This window comes from Campylobacter concisus, assembly GCF_015679985.1.
Classification (GTDB): domain Bacteria; phylum Campylobacterota; class Campylobacteria; order Campylobacterales; family Campylobacteraceae; genus Campylobacter_A; species Campylobacter_A concisus_AC.
Genome location: NZ_CP049239.1, coordinates 1,158,667 through 1,175,614 on the forward strand (window position 1 = coordinate 1,158,667; position 16,948 = coordinate 1,175,614).

Annotated in this window: 19 protein-coding genes; 4 read left to right on the forward strand and 15 right to left on the reverse strand. The window is 40.1% G+C overall.

What is annotated here, in order from left to right; genetic code table 11:
- Window position 1: 1 nt before the first annotated feature.
- The 5 genes from G5B98_RS05875 to G5B98_RS05895 form a co-directional block, all read right to left on the reverse strand.
- Window positions 2–481, reverse strand: a complete 480-nt coding sequence (locus G5B98_RS05875) for a 3-isopropylmalate dehydratase small subunit (protein WP_196086322.1) — start codon at window positions 479–481, stop codon at window positions 2–4.
- Between the two features lie 123 nt (window positions 482–604).
- Window positions 605–787: a YgaP-like transmembrane domain gene (locus G5B98_RS05880; protein ID WP_196086323.1), complete on the reverse strand. Its 183-nt coding sequence runs from the start codon at window positions 785–787 to the stop codon at window positions 605–607.
- Window positions 788–791: 4 nt separating this feature from the next.
- Window positions 792–953 (reverse strand): YgaP family membrane protein, encoded by a 162-nt coding sequence (locus tag G5B98_RS05885; RefSeq protein WP_021091464.1) that lies wholly within the window; start codon window positions 951–953, stop codon window positions 792–794.
- Window positions 954–963: 10 nt separating this feature from the next.
- Window positions 964–2,301, reverse strand: a complete 1,338-nt coding sequence (locus G5B98_RS05890) for an NAD(P)/FAD-dependent oxidoreductase (RefSeq protein WP_196086324.1) — start codon at window positions 2,299–2,301, stop codon at window positions 964–966.
- An 84-nt stretch (window positions 2,302–2,385) separates the two neighbouring features.
- Entirely contained in the window at window positions 2,386–3,030 is a 645-nt protein-coding gene (locus tag G5B98_RS05895; RefSeq protein ID WP_103580276.1) for a Crp/Fnr family transcriptional regulator, read from the reverse strand.
- Between the two features lie 83 nt (window positions 3,031–3,113).
- Between G5B98_RS05895 and G5B98_RS05900 the strand changes: the two genes are divergently transcribed.
- Window positions 3,114–4,073 carry an SLAC1 anion channel family protein gene (locus tag G5B98_RS05900; protein ID WP_196086325.1) on the forward strand — a complete coding sequence of 320 codons (960 nt, stop codon included), beginning with the start codon at window positions 3,114–3,116 and terminating at the stop codon, window positions 4,071–4,073.
- 20 nt (window positions 4,074–4,093) lie between these two features.
- Here G5B98_RS05900 and G5B98_RS09440 read toward each other — a convergent pair whose 3' ends face one another.
- The 8 genes from G5B98_RS09440 to G5B98_RS05935 all read right to left on the reverse strand — a co-directional run bounded on the left by G5B98_RS09440 (window position 4,094) and on the right by G5B98_RS05935 (window position 9,310).
- The gene (locus G5B98_RS09440; protein WP_232524560.1) at window positions 4,094–4,420 is read right to left on the reverse strand and encodes a hypothetical protein; all 327 of its coding nucleotides are present in this window, start codon (window positions 4,418–4,420) and stop codon (window positions 4,094–4,096) included.
- The gene (locus G5B98_RS09445) at window positions 4,399–4,944 is read right to left on the reverse strand and encodes a hypothetical protein (protein ID WP_232524561.1); all 546 of its coding nucleotides are present in this window, start codon (window positions 4,942–4,944) and stop codon (window positions 4,399–4,401) included. The genes G5B98_RS09440 and G5B98_RS09445 overlap by 22 nt, the downstream gene beginning before the upstream one ends.
- Window positions 4,945–5,125: 181 nt before the next feature.
- On the reverse strand, window positions 5,126–6,022 hold the full coding sequence (locus G5B98_RS05910; protein WP_196086326.1) for a DUF4299 family protein: 897 nt from the start codon (window positions 6,020–6,022) through the stop codon (window positions 5,126–5,128).
- A 19-nt stretch (window positions 6,023–6,041) separates the two neighbouring features.
- Entirely contained in the window at window positions 6,042–6,401 is a 360-nt protein-coding gene (locus G5B98_RS05915; protein WP_021091421.1) for a DsrE/DsrF/TusD sulfur relay family protein, read from the reverse strand.
- A 74-nt stretch (window positions 6,402–6,475) separates the two neighbouring features.
- Window positions 6,476–7,075: a LysE family translocator gene (locus tag G5B98_RS05920; RefSeq protein ID WP_196086327.1), complete on the reverse strand. Its 600-nt coding sequence runs from the start codon at window positions 7,073–7,075 to the stop codon at window positions 6,476–6,478.
- Window positions 7,076–7,183: 108 nt separating this feature from the next.
- On the reverse strand, window positions 7,184–8,230 hold the full coding sequence (locus G5B98_RS05925) for a type II asparaginase (protein ID WP_196086328.1): 1,047 nt from the start codon (window positions 8,228–8,230) through the stop codon (window positions 7,184–7,186).
- Window positions 8,231–8,315: 85 nt separating this feature from the next.
- Window positions 8,316–8,651, reverse strand: a complete 336-nt coding sequence (locus G5B98_RS05930; RefSeq protein ID WP_196086329.1) for a branched-chain amino acid transporter permease — start codon at window positions 8,649–8,651, stop codon at window positions 8,316–8,318.
- Entirely contained in the window at window positions 8,648–9,310 is a 663-nt protein-coding gene (locus G5B98_RS05935) for an AzlC family ABC transporter permease (protein ID WP_196086330.1), read from the reverse strand. The genes G5B98_RS05930 and G5B98_RS05935 overlap by 4 nt, the downstream gene beginning before the upstream one ends.
- A gap of 103 nt (window positions 9,311–9,413) precedes the next feature.
- Here G5B98_RS05935 and G5B98_RS05940 point away from each other — a divergent pair, with 103 nt between their 5' ends.
- Window positions 9,414–9,860 carry a tetratricopeptide repeat protein gene (locus G5B98_RS05940; RefSeq protein WP_103604795.1) on the forward strand — a complete coding sequence of 149 codons (447 nt, stop codon included), beginning with the start codon at window positions 9,414–9,416 and terminating at the stop codon, window positions 9,858–9,860.
- A 187-nt stretch (window positions 9,861–10,047) separates the two neighbouring features.
- Here the strand turns inward: G5B98_RS05940 and flgG are convergent, their stop codons facing one another.
- The gene (gene flgG, locus G5B98_RS05945) at window positions 10,048–10,836 is read right to left on the reverse strand and encodes a flagellar basal-body rod protein FlgG (protein WP_021091447.1); all 789 of its coding nucleotides are present in this window, start codon (window positions 10,834–10,836) and stop codon (window positions 10,048–10,050) included.
- A 15-nt stretch (window positions 10,837–10,851) separates the two neighbouring features.
- Window positions 10,852–11,661, reverse strand: a complete 810-nt coding sequence (locus tag G5B98_RS05950) for a flagellar hook-basal body protein (RefSeq protein WP_107784672.1) — start codon at window positions 11,659–11,661, stop codon at window positions 10,852–10,854.
- A 190-nt stretch (window positions 11,662–11,851) separates the two neighbouring features.
- Between G5B98_RS05950 and G5B98_RS05955 the strand changes: the two genes are divergently transcribed.
- The gene (locus G5B98_RS05955) at window positions 11,852–14,797 is read left to right on the forward strand and encodes a TonB-dependent hemoglobin/transferrin/lactoferrin family receptor (protein WP_196086331.1); all 2,946 of its coding nucleotides are present in this window, start codon (window positions 11,852–11,854) and stop codon (window positions 14,795–14,797) included.
- Window positions 14,798–14,949: 152 nt separating this feature from the next.
- Window positions 14,950–16,806, forward strand: a complete 1,857-nt coding sequence (rpoD, locus tag G5B98_RS05960) for an RNA polymerase sigma factor RpoD (protein ID WP_021091519.1) — start codon at window positions 14,950–14,952, stop codon at window positions 16,804–16,806.
- The last annotated feature ends 142 nt before the right edge of the window (window positions 16,807–16,948 follow it).

Genomic DNA, 16,948 nt, shown 5'->3' on the forward strand with positions numbered 1-16,948 from the left:
CTTAGTTCATCTTCGCTTTTGCGTACTCGATAAGTCCGCCGGCGTTTAGAAGCTCTTGCATAAACGGCGGTATAGGGCTAAATTTATACTCTTTGCCGCTAGTTAAATTTACGACCGCGCCGTTATCTACGTCTATTTTTAGTTCGTCGCCCTCGTTTATTTCGTCCGTTTCTTTGATTTCAAGTATCAAAAGCCCCGTATTAAAGCTATTTCTATAAAAAATTCTCGCATAGCTTTTAGCTATCACCGCACCTGTACCGGCGGCTTTAAGCGCGATAGGAGCGTGTTCTCGAGAGCTACCGCAGCCGAAATTTTCGCCCGCTACGATAATGTCGCCCTTATCTATCTTGGCGCTAAAATTAGGATCGGCGTCCTCCATTATATGTTTTGCTAAGATATTTTCGTCGGAAGTATTTAAGTATCTGGCGGCGATAATTATATCGGTATCGATATTGTCGCCGAATTTCCAAACTTTATTCATCGTTTCGCCTTTTTTAAATTTTCGAGATTTTAGCCAAAAGTAGCTAAATAATTCATCAAACGGCGAATAAAATTTGCGGCCCAAACGGCTAAAGGGCAAGGTAAAGGGCGCTAAACGCCCCTTTTATTTTTTTAAATTTAAAGAGCACCTGCCCAAGAATTTACACGCCGGGCAAAAACCCGTAACGCCGATGATAATCGGGATTAAACCGATTAACGCCCAGTAGCTCTCGTAAAAATACCAAACCGCTACCGTAAAAATCAGCCCCAGTACAACCCTAATAATTCTACTTTTTACGCTTACCATATTTTTACCTTTTCTTGAAAATTTTATAAAGCGGGCAGTAACCGTAATATCCCGTTAAAAGCGGAATTAGTCCGACCGTCCACAACCAGCAGTCGCAAATAAATCCGAAAATAAAAAACCAAATCGCCGCTATAATCAAACGTATAGTTTTATCTAAAACGCTCATTTTATCTCCTTTAAGCTAAAGCTTTTAGCATTCCGTTCATAACCATAGGTTTAAATCCGTAAATTTTAACCAGCCAACTCATGTAGCTCTCTCTAGTAGCGCCGAAGCACTCTAACGTCGGAGCCGTTCCCTCCCAGTCGAACTCTACCATTATAGCCTTGCCGTATTTGGTGATAAAAGGGCAAGCCGTATATCCGGTAAATTTCTCGCTAGGTTCTCGTCCTTTTATCGTGTCGGCTAAATTTTTAGCCAAGATCGGATACATTTTCCTAACGCTAGCCCCCGTTTTGCCGGACGCAAATCCGCAAATATCGCCGATACCGAATATATTTTTAAATTTTGTACTTTGCAGGCTGTATTTATCGACGGCTAGAAAATTTAGCTTGTCGGCCTCTTTGGTTAGGCCGGCGCGAGCTAAAATTTCGCTTCCTTTTTGCTTAGGCGGCAGGTGAAGCCAGTCGTATTTTACGTCGATTAGCTCGGACGCGATTTTGTCTTCGCCGTTTTGCCTATACGCCGTCCAAAACTCGAAAGTAGCGGCATTTGAGCTTTTATCGACGGCTACGATTTGGTGGCGAAGATTAAATTTTATCTTTCTTTTTATCATTATTTGAGTCATCGCCGCGGCATAAGTCGGATCGCCGAAAAGCTTGCCGCCGCCGACGTAAAGATTAACGCTGCCTTTATCGCGGTTGCCGGCCAACCTCAGCCTATCTTCGCTCATGCAAGTTACTTTTTTATTAGCGCCGCTGCATTTCATCGGGGTTTTTTGATCGCAAAATACAGCCGAGCCGCCGTTTTGAGAGATTTTTTTCATCAGCTCGTTGCTCTTTACGGCGCCTTGTAGGGTGTAGACGGAGGATATATTGCCGCTCGTATCGTTAATATCCTCTAAGCTCAGCCCCTTAACGGCTTCAAAATCGTATTCCACGCCGCTTGCTACGATTAGATAATCATACCCAAGCTCGCTCCCGTCGTCTAAGACGAGCAGATTGGCTTCGGGCTTTATCTCCGATACGTTTTTGCGTATCCACTCGGTTCCTTGCGGGATATAATCCACTTTTTCGTAAACGACGTCGCTAGCTTCGTAAATTCCGACGGCGATTAGCGTAAAACCCGGCTGATAGTAAAATTTCTCGTCTTTATCCACGAGAATTACCTTGGCGTTAGGCATATCTCTTCTAAGTTTAGCCGCCAACGCGATACCGCTAAGTCCCGCGCCCATTATGACGATTTTAGAATTTATATCGTCGTTTTCGTCGCCCGTTGCCGAGCAACCGCTCATACCAGCGGCTAGTCCCGCAGCCCCCATTAGCTTTAAAGCGTCTCTTCTTTGCAGTCCTTTCATAAATTCTCCTTTCAAACGAGTTTATGAAATGCTACATAAAAAAGGCCGCTCTCTCCGTAACAAAGTTACCTTAAAACGAGAATCTTAAGAAACAAGCCTTATTTCGCCGCGGCTTTGCGTTATTTGCCCGCTTCTCTCAAGCTCTTTTAGCACCCTAGATACCGCTTCTCTAGCGCTTCCTAGATGATTCGCCAGCTCTTCGTGAGTTATTTTTATAAAATTTTCGTTTAGGTTTTCGATGCTTTGGGATAAAAAATTCATAATCCGCGCCGAAAGCGGCGAAAACAAAGCCTGTTCCATAACGTTTATCGTTCTGGCAAACCGATCGGCTACGATTTTTAGAGTAAAATTTAAAATGCTCGGATATTTTTCTTTAAGAGGTTTGTAAATTCGCGCCGGAATAACGATGATCTCGCTATCTTGCTCGATTTCGACGCTTACTTTATTTTCTAGCGAATTTATAGAACACGTATCGCACAGCACGCAACTCTCGTCTTTAGTTAGTCTAAATATCGTTATTTCCTTTGCGCTAGACGACACGAACGCCCTTAAAACGCCTTTTAGTATAAGGATAAATCCTAAGCAATCGTTTCCGGAGTAAAATATATCGCCCCTTTTTACGGTTTTTAGATACGCGTTAGCAAAGATCGCATTTAGATCCTCGCTTGCTAGATCGAAATTATTCGTAAACCTTTCGCGCAAAATTTCTTTTAACTCTTCGCTTAGCATTTTACCCTTTCGTGACTTCGTTACAAAAATTTAACCTTATTATAGGTAATATTGCATAAAAATTTAATACAAAAAGAAAAACAATGCACGACGTTAAAAAAAACGACTCGCAAAGCAAAATAAAATCGCTTCCGATTATGCTTTTTGCCGGTACTATGGGGATTGGAGGGCTTTGCGCGGCTTATAAGAAATTAAGCGAGATATTTGATTTGCCCGGTGAGATATTCTCGGCGCTTAGAGCGCTAGACTGCACGGTATTTTGCCTACTTTCGGCGTTTTACCTCTTTAAGCTTTTAAAATTTAAAGAAGAAGTAAAGGCCGAATTTTCGCACCCTATAAAGATAAATTTTTTCGGCGGATTTATCATCTCGCTTTTTCTTTTAGCTCTAGCCTACAAAGACGCGCCGCGACTATACTACTCGCTTTTTTACGCGGCTTTAGGCTTGCAAACGATTTTTACGCTTTATGTAATTTCTTTTTGGATCGACGAAAAATTCGATATCGCGATGCTAAATCCAGCATGGTTTATCCCCGTAGTGGGCAACTTACTAATCCCGATCATAGCCGAAAAATCTCAAGCGATCTGGTATTATTTTAGTTTGGGGCTATTTTTCTGGATTATTTTATTCGCCGTTATATTTTATAGGCTAGTCTTCTGCGATAAGTTAGCCGACAAATTCGTTCCGACGCTAGTCATTAAGCTAGCGCCGCCGGCTATGGCGTTTTTGGGATACGTAAAACTGACCGAGCGATTCGACGCTTTTGCGGCGATACTGCTTAATATAAACGTGTTTTTCGCGGCGCTTATACTTTTTTCGTATAAAAGATTTATTAAACTCAAATTCGCCCTATCGTGGTGGGCTTTTACCTTCCCGACGGCCGCTAGCTCCATAGCGTTTTTAAAAGCTTACGAAATTACGCAAAGCGATTTTTACTTAGTTTTAGGCGTCGGCGCTTTTGCGGCTCTAGTCGCTTCGATTTTGATAGTCGGGTTTTTAACGGTTAAATCCATAATAAACGGCGAAATTTTTTCGGAAAAATAACCTTAGCTCAAAAATTTACTTTAGTAATATTCGTAGTTGATTTCTAGCTTTTTATATAGGCCGATTTCCGTTATGTCGCCGTTTTCGTAGTATTTGTCCGCGGGCTTAAATTTGACCGAGGTTTTATGCGTCAAATTTCCCCGCTCGTCCCTGCTTATATCTTTAAACTGCAAGATTTGCCCGATTTTTGCCTCAGAGCCGAAGTAATTTACCGACGTATACTCCATCTCGTCGCCGTTTGCGGCGTAGTAATAAATCCATTTTGAGTTTGGGGCTTGCGTGATTTTTTCGTATTCGCCGTTTGGCTTGCGCTCGAAGCTTATCTCTATGCCGTTGCGCGGCTCCATATTATTTCTATCCGCGTTAAAACGCCCTTTTCGTCGTAGACGTAGCTATCGTCCGTCACTAGCGTCCCGCCGGAATACGCCGCCCTAGCGATCATTTTGCCGTCCTTGCCGTAAGTAGTTTTCTCCGTGCGGGGGTAAAATCTATCCTCCACGTGCTGCTCTTTGGCCGTCGCGACTAAATTTTCGCCGTCAAATTCGTATTCGTAGAGATAAACGGCGCTATCTTGATATTTTTTGCGCACTAGCCCGTCTTTGCCGTACTCAAACAAAACCGAGCTGTTTGGCGCGCCGTTTATATGCTCGGTTTCTTGCACTATATAGCCGTTTTCGTTAAACTCCGTCCGCTTTACGCGCGTATTTTCTAGCGTCCCGGAGCCGTCCGTAGAGTATTCGTACTCCGTAGTCGTCATGCTCTTAACCTCGCCTTTTAGCTCTCTTTTGCTCCAGTCGTTTTGCGGTAAAACGGCCGAGTTTAGATAGCAAACCGCCGATGCCGCCGCTAAAATAGTTTTTAAAATTTTCATTTTTATCCTTTTTCAAATCACGCAAATCCTAGATTAGTTTAGGCTAAATTTCGCCTAATTTAGCCTAAAAGGCGGCAATACCGGTAAAATCCTAGCTTTTACGAGTTTAAATCCGCGCCTGAAACTGACTTAAATTTTTAAGCAAGTCTGAGGCGAATTTTCATTTCGGCAGTTTATTAACTTAAGCTTCGTTTGCCTTTTTTAAAATTTCTCTCATCTCTTCTTCGCTAAGCGGCTCAACCAGTATATTTGCGGCGTCTATGAAGCGATATTTTTCTTTTGGTAAATTTGCCATAAAGGCATTGTATTCGCATTCGCCGAACACGTGCGCGTCCCTATCGTCTACGCCGACTACTAGCGTAAGTATCCAGCGCGAGACCTTGCGCTCTCCTAGAACTTCTTGCGCCTGCCACGAAGGAGAGGGGGCGTAAGGCAAGATAGTCGGTAAATTTTCGCTAAGCGTATATGCGCCAAAAATTTCGCTGCCGTCTTTATCTTCGTATAAATTCTCTCTTGCGCTATAAGCGTCAAGATACTGCACCCGCCTCATCATCTCATCAAATTTAGCCGCAGGGCTAGCGCTTGCAAAAATTTCATCTATCATAACCGCATCAAACGCCACGTCACGCTCCAGGCCAGAGATATAAAGCATTTGATTTTTCTCTTTTGCGTCCTTTAGAGCTTCAAGTCCCCACATTATGTCGGCTTCATAATCAAATTTTAAAATTTGCTCGCTATCGTAAATTTCTTCATTGTCGCGTTCTATTTTCGAGCCGGTTTTGGCTGAAATTTTAGAAAGAAACAAAATCGCCGTCTGCCAGTCGCCAACGCCGCTTGGAGTACAGACCCGAACGATATATTTGCCGTCTTCGTAGCTTAGCTCAAAGCCGCGAGCGCTCTTTTGCCATACGCCTGCAATCATCACGTTTTCGTTTAGCGAAAGCTCGCTCGGCTCGTCATTTTGGCTATTAAAAAAGCAAAATCCCTCTATAAACTCTGAAATTTCGCGCTCGCTTAGCGCCTTTTCATATCCGCCGAAAAGCTTCTTTTTGTTTTTTATCTTAAATGTTACGCTCATAAATTCTCTTTCGCCTACTCTAAAACGTCATCACTTGATCGCACTGCCTAACCCACTCGGACAAGATATCCATGCTGCCTTTCACTTCAGCCTCGAAATAAGGCTCTCCCGCATGCAAACCACACCTCGTTTGGCAGCTACCGCAAACCTTTAACATAGCGCCGCTAGCGTAAAGCTCCTTTAACATCGCTACTAGATCTACGTCGTAGTCTTCCGGCTTTTTGGTGCTATTTCGCGCAAGATCGACCGCGTCGTTCATTAGAAAAATTCTAACCTCTTCGCCTTTTTCTTTTAGCGTTTTAGCTAGCCTTAATGCGTTGTAAGCATTATCGGTACCGTTGTATGGTTGATTTGTAAGTATAAATAGAAATTTTTTCATCTTTTTCTCCTTTTGCCAAAAATGTAGCGCAAACCGAGCAAATTTTAGCCAAGCTATATAAAAAGAGGCTAAATTTATCTAAAAAGTAAAAGTACGCCGATCGTGCAGACGATAATGGCGGTGCAAATTTCAAGCAGCCTTAGGTGCGTTTGTAAAAATTTCTTTAGCATAGCTCCGCCAAGCGCATAGATATTTAGCGAGCAAAACTCGATGAAAACGAGCGTTGCCGTGATCGCGCACATACGAGTTAGGCTAAAGGGATCTTCTTTATCCAAAAATGTAGGCAGTAAAACCGAGAAAAATATCCATGCCTTTGGATTTGTGATGCAAACAATGAGGCCGTTTATAAACATCTGCTTTTTGCTTGGTAAATTTGAGACGTTTGTTATGCTAAGCTCGCCCTTGCCAAAAAGAAGCATTGCGCCAAGATAGAGCATATAAAGGCCTGCGATGATGTTTAATGCCTTAAATGCGTACTCAAAATGATGAAGCATCGCGCCCACGCCAAGCATACAGCAAAATGCCACGAAAGCAAGCGAAAGAAGCTGCCCGGTCATCATAATAAGCGAGTGCTTATAGCCAAAGCCCATACCGATACTCATCGCATAGGTCATGTTGATGCCTGGCATTAGCGAGATAGGAGCAAGAGTGGCGAAAAAGAGTAAGAAGTCCATAAAAAGCCTTGAAATTTAGCTAACAAATATAAAAATTTAAGCTATAGATCAGATCCAGCGATCAAATTTATAGCTTAAATTTAAAAGGCGGACTAAGCCGCCTCTTTTTTAGTGAGTTAAGAAATACTCTTGAATTTTGGCTTTGTCGCTTGTTTTTGTAAGTGCAAGCATCAAAAGCACTCTAGCTTTTTGCGCGTTTAGATTATCGCTTGTTAAAAAGCCGTATTTTGCGTCGTCTACTTCGCCGTTCATGGTCGTCTCGCCACTTCCTACACGTGAGTCGCGAACTACCACTACGCCAGCTTTTGAAGCCTCGCCAAGTGCGTCAAGTACGCTAAAGTAAGGGTTGCCGTTGCCAAGACCAGCGCTGATGATGCCTTTTGCGCCGTTTTTAACAGCTATTTTTACAAAGTCAGGATTGTCATTTGCGTGAGAGTAGATGATATCAACTCTAGGAAGTTCTTTTACGCCCTCTAGGTCAAATGCTGATTTTGCCGTGTGTTTTCTGATCGGATTCATATAGTATTTTACGTTGCCATAAAAGACTGTGCCGATTTTGCCGCTGTTTGGTGATTTAAATGTATCAACGCCTGTTGTGTTGGTTTTGGTTACCTCTCTAGCAGCGTGAATTTCGTCATTCATAGTAACCACAACGCCCTTGCCTACACTATCTTTGCTAATAGCTACATTTACAGCGTTAAATAAATTTAGTGGGCCATCTGCACTTAGTGAGCCACTATTTCTCATTGCACCTACAAGCACGACTGGCTTGTCGCTTTTAACGACTAAATTTAGAAAGTACGCCGTCTCTTCCATAGTATCTGTGCCGTGAGTAACGACGATACCATCGGCTTTGCCGCTATTTAGAAGCTCATTTATTCTATTAGCAAGCTTAAGCCAAACTTCGTTGTTCATATCTTGTGAGCCGATATTTGAAATTTGCTCGCCTTTTATGGTAGCGATCTTGTTGATATCTGGCACGGCTGCGATTAGTTTATCGACTGTAACAGTTCCAGAAGTATAGCTCGAATCAAGCGATCCTGAGCCACTTCCTGCTATCGTTCCACCAGTAGCTAGTATGTAGATGGTTGGCTTAGCAACCGCTAAAGTAGCACCTAAAATCATGAGTAACACCGCCTTAAAGATTAAACGCATTTTAGCTCCTTTGCATTAAAATTTGCAAAGTAATTATAATGCCATTTATTTAAAAAAATTATTAACTTCCAAATTTTATATTTATTTAAAAAATTCTTATCAAAAACATATAAATTCCGGTTGAAATAACTATGCTAAGAAGGGTATTTTTAAATTTTAAATGCATCAAAATAGCTGTAAAAACCGCTACTATCTCGCTTAAACCGTAAGGAAATTCGCTAAATTTCGTATCTTTTAAGCCGTAGCAGACCAAAACGACCATTATCATCATGCCCATATGCTTCTCAATGGCGTCTAAGTAAGGGTTTGGCTTATAGTTTTTCAGTACATAAAACGGCGTTGCTCTCGTTATAAAAGTAGCCAAGGCGCTTAAGAGCACCGCCACAAAAAGTACCGTCTCGCTTGAGCTTACACTTATCAAATTTTATCCTTGAACAAAAGCAAAAATACAAAACAAAGCGCCATTGAGCCAACAAGCACAAATTTGGCTGGAAATAGGCTCACTCCAAGCACGCCAAAAAATGTCGCCGCAAAGAGCACGCGGTAGTTTTTATCATTTTTAAACATTTTAATCACAATAACTATAAAAAGTGCTGTCAAGCTAAACTCAAGCCCTTTTGTATCAGCCTTTATAAGATCGCCAAGTATCGCACCAAGCAACGTTCCAGCCGCCCAGTAAGACCAAGAAAGGATATTTAGCCAAGTAAAGACAAAACTTCGATCACTTGCCTCTTTTAGTCCCGAATTTTTAAATATCGCAAAGGTCTCATCTGTTAGCAAAGCGATGTTTAAAAGCCTAAATTTGATCCCGCTATACTCTTTTAAAAGTGAAATTCCATAAAAAGTATGGCGTAAATTTACTAGATAGCTCACGATAAATACCTCAACGTAGCTCGTGCCAACGCTAAAGAGCGAGAGCATCATAAACTGCGCCGCGCCGCCGTAGGCAAGAGTGCTAAGAGCGACGGAGATAAACGCGCTAACGCCCATGCTCTTTGCCAGCACGCCAAATGCGACGCCAAGTGGGAAATAGCCCATAAAAATAGGAATAGATAGTTTAAAAACGTAGTTAAATGTCAAATTTTTACCTTCATAAAAAGCCGAAATGTTAGCAAAATTTGAAAAATTTAGAGTAAAAATGGAGCTAATTTTATAAAATAATAAAAATTTATGGAGCCAAAAGATGAAAAAAGTAATTTTAATTTTATTTTGTGTTCTATTTTCTTGGGGTAAAAATTTTGATGCCACTAAGCTTGAAAGTGAATGCGCTTTAAATAACGTAGAAAGCTGCACCGATCTTATATATATCTATTTTAATAAAAATGAGCGCGATAAAATGTCAGCTATGGCAAACAAGGCCTGCGAGCTAGGCAATCCACATAGCTGTCTATTTTTAGGAAATATATATCTACAAAAAGACACCCTAGCACAAGAGAAAGAAGAAGGGCTTAGGCTTTATAATAAGGCTTGCGAACTAAAAAATGCATTTGCTTGCTACACCCTTGCACTCATCTACGAAGCTGGAGATGCTGGTATATTGCAAGATAAAAATAGAGCAAAAAACTACTACAAAAAAGCCTGCGAGCTTGATTTGGAAGAAGCATGCAGTAGCTTAAAAATTTCTCAGTAACTTTTATTCTTGCTCCTAAAAGCAGAAATTTTAGACGAGATGTGCCAAATTTTAATTTAGAGCCCAAATTAATGCGTCTGTTTTATCGAGTCCTTGTCTTTTGGCGTTTTGTTTAAAAAGTAAAATACCTCAAGCGTAAAAGAAAGCAGTATAAGCCCAACGATAGCTAGAGTCGCGTTCATACTACCTACCTTTTAAGCCCATTTACTATTTCAAGCATCGAATCACTCGTAGTTATCGCCTTTGAGTTCGCCTCGTACGCACGCTGACCAGTGATAAGATCGGTCATCTCTTCAACCAACTGAACGTTACTCATCTCAACAAATCCTTGTCTTATCGTACCAAGTCCGTCAAGTCCTGCCACACCTACCACAACATTACCGCTAGCACTTGTTTCTAGATAGTTGTTATCGCCCATTGAGTGAAGCCCGGCTGGGTTTATGAAATTTGCTAGCTCGATCTGACCTATCTGAGCCATCTCTCTCTCACCTGCTTGGAGCACTGACACGGTGCCATCTGTGCCGATAGAAATTTGCGTCGCATTCGCAGGCACGGTAATCTGAGGGATTAGCTGATAGCCATCGCTATTTACGATCGTACCGTTTGCATCAAGCTTAAATGCGCCATTTCTAGTATAGGCTGTCGTGCCGTCAGGAAGTTGAATCTGAAAAAATCCATTGCCAGCTATTACCATATCTAGGTTGTTGCTAGTCTCTTTAAAATAGCCCTGAGAGAAAATTTTATTTATCGCTGTTGGGCGTACACCAAGACCCACTTCGATGCCTGTTGGGCTTGTGGTAGTCTGGCTTGTAGCCGTACCTGCATACTCCATGACTTGATACATAAGATCAGCAAATTCAGCCCTATTTTTCTTGTATCCATAAGTATTTACATTTGCGATGTTGTGTGAGGTTACGTCTATCTGCGTCTGCTGAGCTATCATACCAGTGGCCGCAGTGTAAAGTGATCTCATCATAGTTTTATCCTTTTATTAAGCTTTTAGGGCTAGTTTTTGAACAGCATCTTGGTTAAGATCGTTCATGTGACTTGTCATAACCTTTTGATACATATCAACTAGGCGCTGGGTTTCTATAAGACCCACCATTTCTAAAACTGGATTTACATTTGACATCTGAGCATATCCTTGCATCACGCTATCAGCTTCTTCAAGTTCTGTGATGTCGTCAAAATTTCTACTCTCAAAGAGATTATCTCCGACCTTTTTGAGATCTCTTATCTCTCTTGGCTGAGCGATAAAAAATTTAGAAAATTGATTGTTATTTGAGTATAAATTTCCATTTTTATCAACAGTTAGCACCTCGCCTTGTGGCACTTGGATACCTCTTTGACCAGGATTTTGTGCCTCGTAACCACTTGGCAGCACCTTATAGCCTTCTTTTGTGACGATGTATCCGTCGCCGTCAAGGCTAAAAGAGCCATTTTTACTAAGTTTTACGCCATTTGGAGTATCAACTAAGAAAAATGCGTCATCTCTTTTTATCGCAAAGTCAAGTGTGTTTGAGCTGTATTTAAAGCCACCAGCACTAAAGTCGGTATACTCTTCGCTCACTTGAGGTACACGATCAAGCGTTCTATTTAAAAATTTAGCTCCATCTTTTGTGTGATTTTTAAGCGGAAGCTCATCTTGTGTCTCTTTAAAAATTCTTGCAAAGTCACCGATAACCACATCGTTTCGCTTGTAGCCGATCGTATTTACATTTGCAAGGTTGTTTGAGATCACATTTAGTCTGTTAAACTGCGTTACCATGCCAGCAGTGGCTTGATAATAACCATTTTGCATGCAATTTCCTAAAATTAATTATTGTCACGGTTTTTAAAGCAATAGCTGTTCCAAAATTTTAATTTTTTAACTATTAAATATTTCATAAAGTTTAATAAATAATTTATTTATTTAATGTTAAGATTCGCGGCTTTAATATAGATAATGACTATTAAAAACAATAAAAATACAAAAAAGGACACATATTATTATGAAAAAGACTTCACTAGTTGTTTTGCTTTGTGCTGGCTTAAATTTGTTGGCCCAAGAAAGTGAGAATATAAAAGAAGTTGAACTTGGCGGAGTAGAGGTAACTGCGGAAGAAGAAAACGTAAAGAATAAAAAGATTAGTGAAGTAAAAAAGACGGCAAGCGAGCTTACTAAACAACAAGTAAGCGATACTAGAGATATGGTGCGCTATGACACTGGTGTCAGCGTAGTTGAGACTGGTCGCTTTGGTTCTAGCGGATATGCTATAAGAGGTGTTGATGAAAACCGCGTGGCTATCAGTATCGATGGACTTAATCAAGCTGAAACACTTTCATCACAGGGATTTAAGGATCTCTTTGAAGGATATGGAAATTTTAATAATACAAGAAATGGCGTAGAGATAGAAAACATCCAGCAAGTAAATATTACAAAAGGAGCAGATAGTATAAAAACCGGCTCAGGTGCACTTGGTGGCTCTGTAATGTTTGAAACAAAAGATGCTAGAGACTATCTTACAGAAAAAGACTGGTTTTACGGCTTTAAAGCACAAAAATCATCAGCCAACGATGAAAAACTATTTTCTCATACGATGGCTGCACGGGCAAAATGGTTTGACATACTCTTTATCACTACAAAAAGAGATGGTCATGAGATGAAAAACTGGGGATACAATACATACGATGATAATGTGCTTGGCAAGGAAAGAGAAAAACCGGATCCTTATACCATAAATACAGATAGCAGGCTATTTAAATTTGGTGTAAATTTTAATGAAACGAACCGTTTTAGCGTAGGAATCGATAGAAGCACAAAAGAGACAGTAGGCACTGACTGGTCGTATAAATTTGCTCTTTATACTGGCGGTATGTTAAATAACGTACGTTACAGCACCGATGTAAGGCACGTAAATGATAAAAACAAACGTGAAAATATCTTTTATACATATGAAAACTACGATGAAAACCCACTTTGGGATAGTATGAAGATAACTTATTCAAAGCAAAAGATCCAGCTAAAAGCAAGGACTGATGAGTACTGTGATAAAAACGACTGTCAAGGCCTACTAAATCCATCGGGATTAAAGTTAAATAACGAAGGTAAACTAGTGGACAAATATGGTGGCGACCTACAAATGAGACAAGTAGAAAAAGAGCCTTGGCCTGGAGCTGGCTTTACTTTTCCTCAAGATATTGTATTTGACAGTCATGGAAACGAAGTAGATGAAACATTCTATGGAAGAACAAATCGCGGAGCAGATAAACTTCTTGTCGATTGTAATCAGTATGATTGCTCTAAGCCTTTAACACTTTTTAATAAGACAACCAAACGATATGAAACCTACAATCTAACTCCGCAAAACATGCCAGATGGCAATGGAAAATATGCAGAGCTTACTCCAAAAAATAGATTTGAGGAACTACTTTTGCCAAGTAGTCCAGGATATCTTGAAAATAACTGGAAAGATAGAGATCTAAATACCGATACAAAACAGCTAAATTTAGATGCAACAAAGGAATTTAGCATACCTAAAATCAAAATGGATCACGCCTTAAAATACGGTGGGCTTTATAGCCAAACAGATAAAAGTATGGTAAATAGGCAAGGCTATGAGGCACACAATAAGGAATGGTGGGCAAAATATTTCTTTGGTATGGCAAATAAGGGCACAGGCTTGCTACCAAATTTTCAACCAGACAAGTGTATGCCTCACGGTGGAAATGATTACAGTACACTTTGCAGACATGAAGATAATAAATTTAGCTTCTTAATACCTGTCAGGACAGAGACATTGGCAGCTTATGTAGGCGATAGTGTATCTTTCACTAGATTTTTAAGCTTTGATATAAACCATAGGATTGACATGATAAAACACAATCCAAACTATATACCGGGTAAGACACCAAAGCTACCAACTGATCTTTTTGCTGGTGTTTTTATACCTTTTACTATACCGCCTGGCTCTAGCGCAGAAGAAGTAAAAAGGATAAAAACTAAAAATGCTGAAGAAAATGCACGTTATCTGGCAAGCCAAAAAAGAAATTTTATGCATCATTCCTATTCATTTGCAATAAATTTTGATCCATTTGAGTATATAAGACTTCAGGCAAAATATGCAAATGGCTTTAGAGCTCCAACATCTGATGAAATTTATTTTACTTTTCAGCATCCTGATTTTACGATATTTCCAAATTTAGCCCTTCAGCCCGAGATCGCAATGACAAAAGAATTTGCCCTAACTCTTCATAACTCACCTAGCTTTTTTACAATAAATCTCTTTCAAACTGATTATAAAAATTTTATCGATCTAAAGTACATCGGTCGTGGCACGTTAACATACGGAAATGCTGGTAGTAGAATGCCAGTAGAAAAATACCAAAACGTAAATAGAGCAAAGGCTCGCGTAAGAGGTGTTGAACTGAGTGCAAATCTAGACTTAGAGCAAGTTTATAGTGGACTAAGTGGCTTTAATATCGGCTATAAATACCTATATCAAAAAGGTAGAATGTCGGTAGATGAGAGCGGCAAGCTAGACGCTCCAATGAATGCCATCCAGCCAGCAAAATTTGTCTATAACGTCGGATATCACACAAGAAATGATAAATTTGGAGCAAATCTATATATGACGCACGTAAAAGCAAAACGTCCAGAAGATACTTACAATATCTATGCCAAAGACGATCCAGATGCAAAAAATACTTATGTTAGATATGTCAGTAATACATACAGTCTATTTGATTTTGTAGCATTTTACAGACCGATGAAAAATTTCACATTTACAGCAGGTGTGTATAACATCACAGATAGAAAATACACAAGCTGGGATAGTGCAAGAAGTATAAGAACTTTTGGCACAAATAATATGGTAAATAAAGAAACTGGCAGGGGCCTTGCTAGATTTTACTCACCTGGTAGAAATTTCAAGCTAACATTTGAAATGACGTTTTAATAATTTTATAGCTACCGCAATTTTAGACTTTTGCGGTAGCTTTGTATAGATAAAATTTCACTGCTTTGATACACTTTTTACAAAATTTGGGTATAATCCACTTTCTTTTAAACAACACTTAAATCACAATTAGACGATTCGAAAGGAAATTTATGAGCGCCGCAAAAGACTCTTTTTCTCAGATAGAAGAGCTTTTCGCTGAAAATGCAAAAGGCTTTTTGACATACGAAAAATTAGTAAAATTATTAGACAAAGCTCCGACTGCTACGATAGTAAAAAAGATAGAACAACTAGCAAAAACAAATAAAGTCCAGCTCATCACATCTGCTGAGGCCGCAAAGCTTAGAAATTTAGCTGATGCTAAAAAGCGCCAAGAAAACGCTCAAAAAAGTGATCAAGATATCGACGAAGATCTCGATCTTTCAGGCGAAAGTGACCTTTTAGAGTGGTCAAGATCTGATAGTCCTGTCAGGATGTATCTAAGAGAGATGGGTCAGATCGCACTTCTTACAAAAGATGAAGAGGTAGAGATCAGCAAAAGAATCGAGCTTGGCGAAGATATCATTATCGATGCATTTTGTTCTGTGCCATTTTTGATCGATTTCATACTTGACTATAAAGAGCCGCTTATCAACAGAGAGCGCCGTGTAAAAGAGCTTTTTAAGAGCTTTGAAGACGAGAGTGAAAACGAAGAAAATGAAGATAGCGAAGACGATATAGACGAGGAAGATGAAGAGAACGAAGAAAACGAAGCTCCTAAAAAATCAGCCAAAAACGATAAGCGTGCTGAAAAAGTTATAGAGAGTTTCAAGGCCCTCGAAAAGGCAAAAAAAGAGTGGCTAAAGACTGCAAACAAACAAGATAAAGTTGAGAGCGACGATACAGCTTCAAAGATGACTCTTGCATTTAAAAAGAAAATTTTAAAAGAGAAGCTAATGGATCTTGGCCCAACAAGCAAGTTAATTAGCGAGATCGTAAAATCAATGGAAACAGCACTAAAAAGCGACGACGAATTTGACAGAGAGCTAAAACGCTTGGAGTATCGCTTACCGATGTTTAGTGACGAGCTTAAGAAAAATCATAAAAGCATACTAAAAGATATCATCAAGCTTAGTAAAGAAGAGATCGCAGCTCGTGTGCCAGAAGCTACAATGGTCTCAACTTATGTTGAGATCAAAAAGCTATTTACTACAAAAGAGGCAAGCAAGCAAGGCTTTGATCTTGAGCCAACAAGGCTAAAAGAAATTCTAGAGCAGATCAAACGTGGAAAGAAAATTTCTGACGAGGCAAAAGCTAGAATGGCTAAGTCAAACCTCCGTCTAGTCGTAAGTATCGCAAAACGCTATACAAACAGGGGCTTGCCGTTTTTAGATCTCATCCAAGAGGGCAACATCGGTCTTATGAAGGCGGTTGATAAATTTGAATATAGAAAAGGCTATAAATTTTCAACCTACGCCACATGGTGGATCCGCCAGGCTATTTCGCGTGCGATCGCCGATCAAGCAAGGACGATTAGGATACCTATCCACATGATAGAGACGATAAATCGTATCAACAAAATAAACCGCAAATACCTCCAAGAAGAGGGAAAAGAGCCTGATGTGAGCGTTATCGCAAAAGAGGTTGGACTAAGTGTTGATAAGGTAAAACAAGTCATCAAGATCACAAAAGAGCCTATCAGCCTCGAAGCTCCGATCGCAAACGAAGAGGATGGAAAATTTGGAGATTTTGTCGAGGATAAAAGCTCACTTTCTCCGATAGAGCAAATTTTAAAAAGTGACCTTAGAGAGCAGATCGACGATGTGCTTTCACAGCTAAATGAGCGCGAAAAAGCAGTTATTTCGATGAGATTTGGCTTGCTTGAGGATGAGAGCGACCGCACACTTGAAGAGATCGGTAAGGCTCTAAATGTCACTCGCGAGCGTGTTCGCCAGATAGAAAGCTCAGCTATCAAAAAACTAAAACACCCAAAAGTTGGTAGAAAACTCAAAAACTACATCGAAGGCTAAAAGCCTTAATCTAGCTCGAATTTCACACAAATTTGAGCTAGAAGCTAAAATCAAAATTTTATACTCACATTAAAGCAAATATCTCCCACATAAATTTTAGTTGCAAAAGCAACAAAGCTAAAATCTACAAAGCTAGTTGACT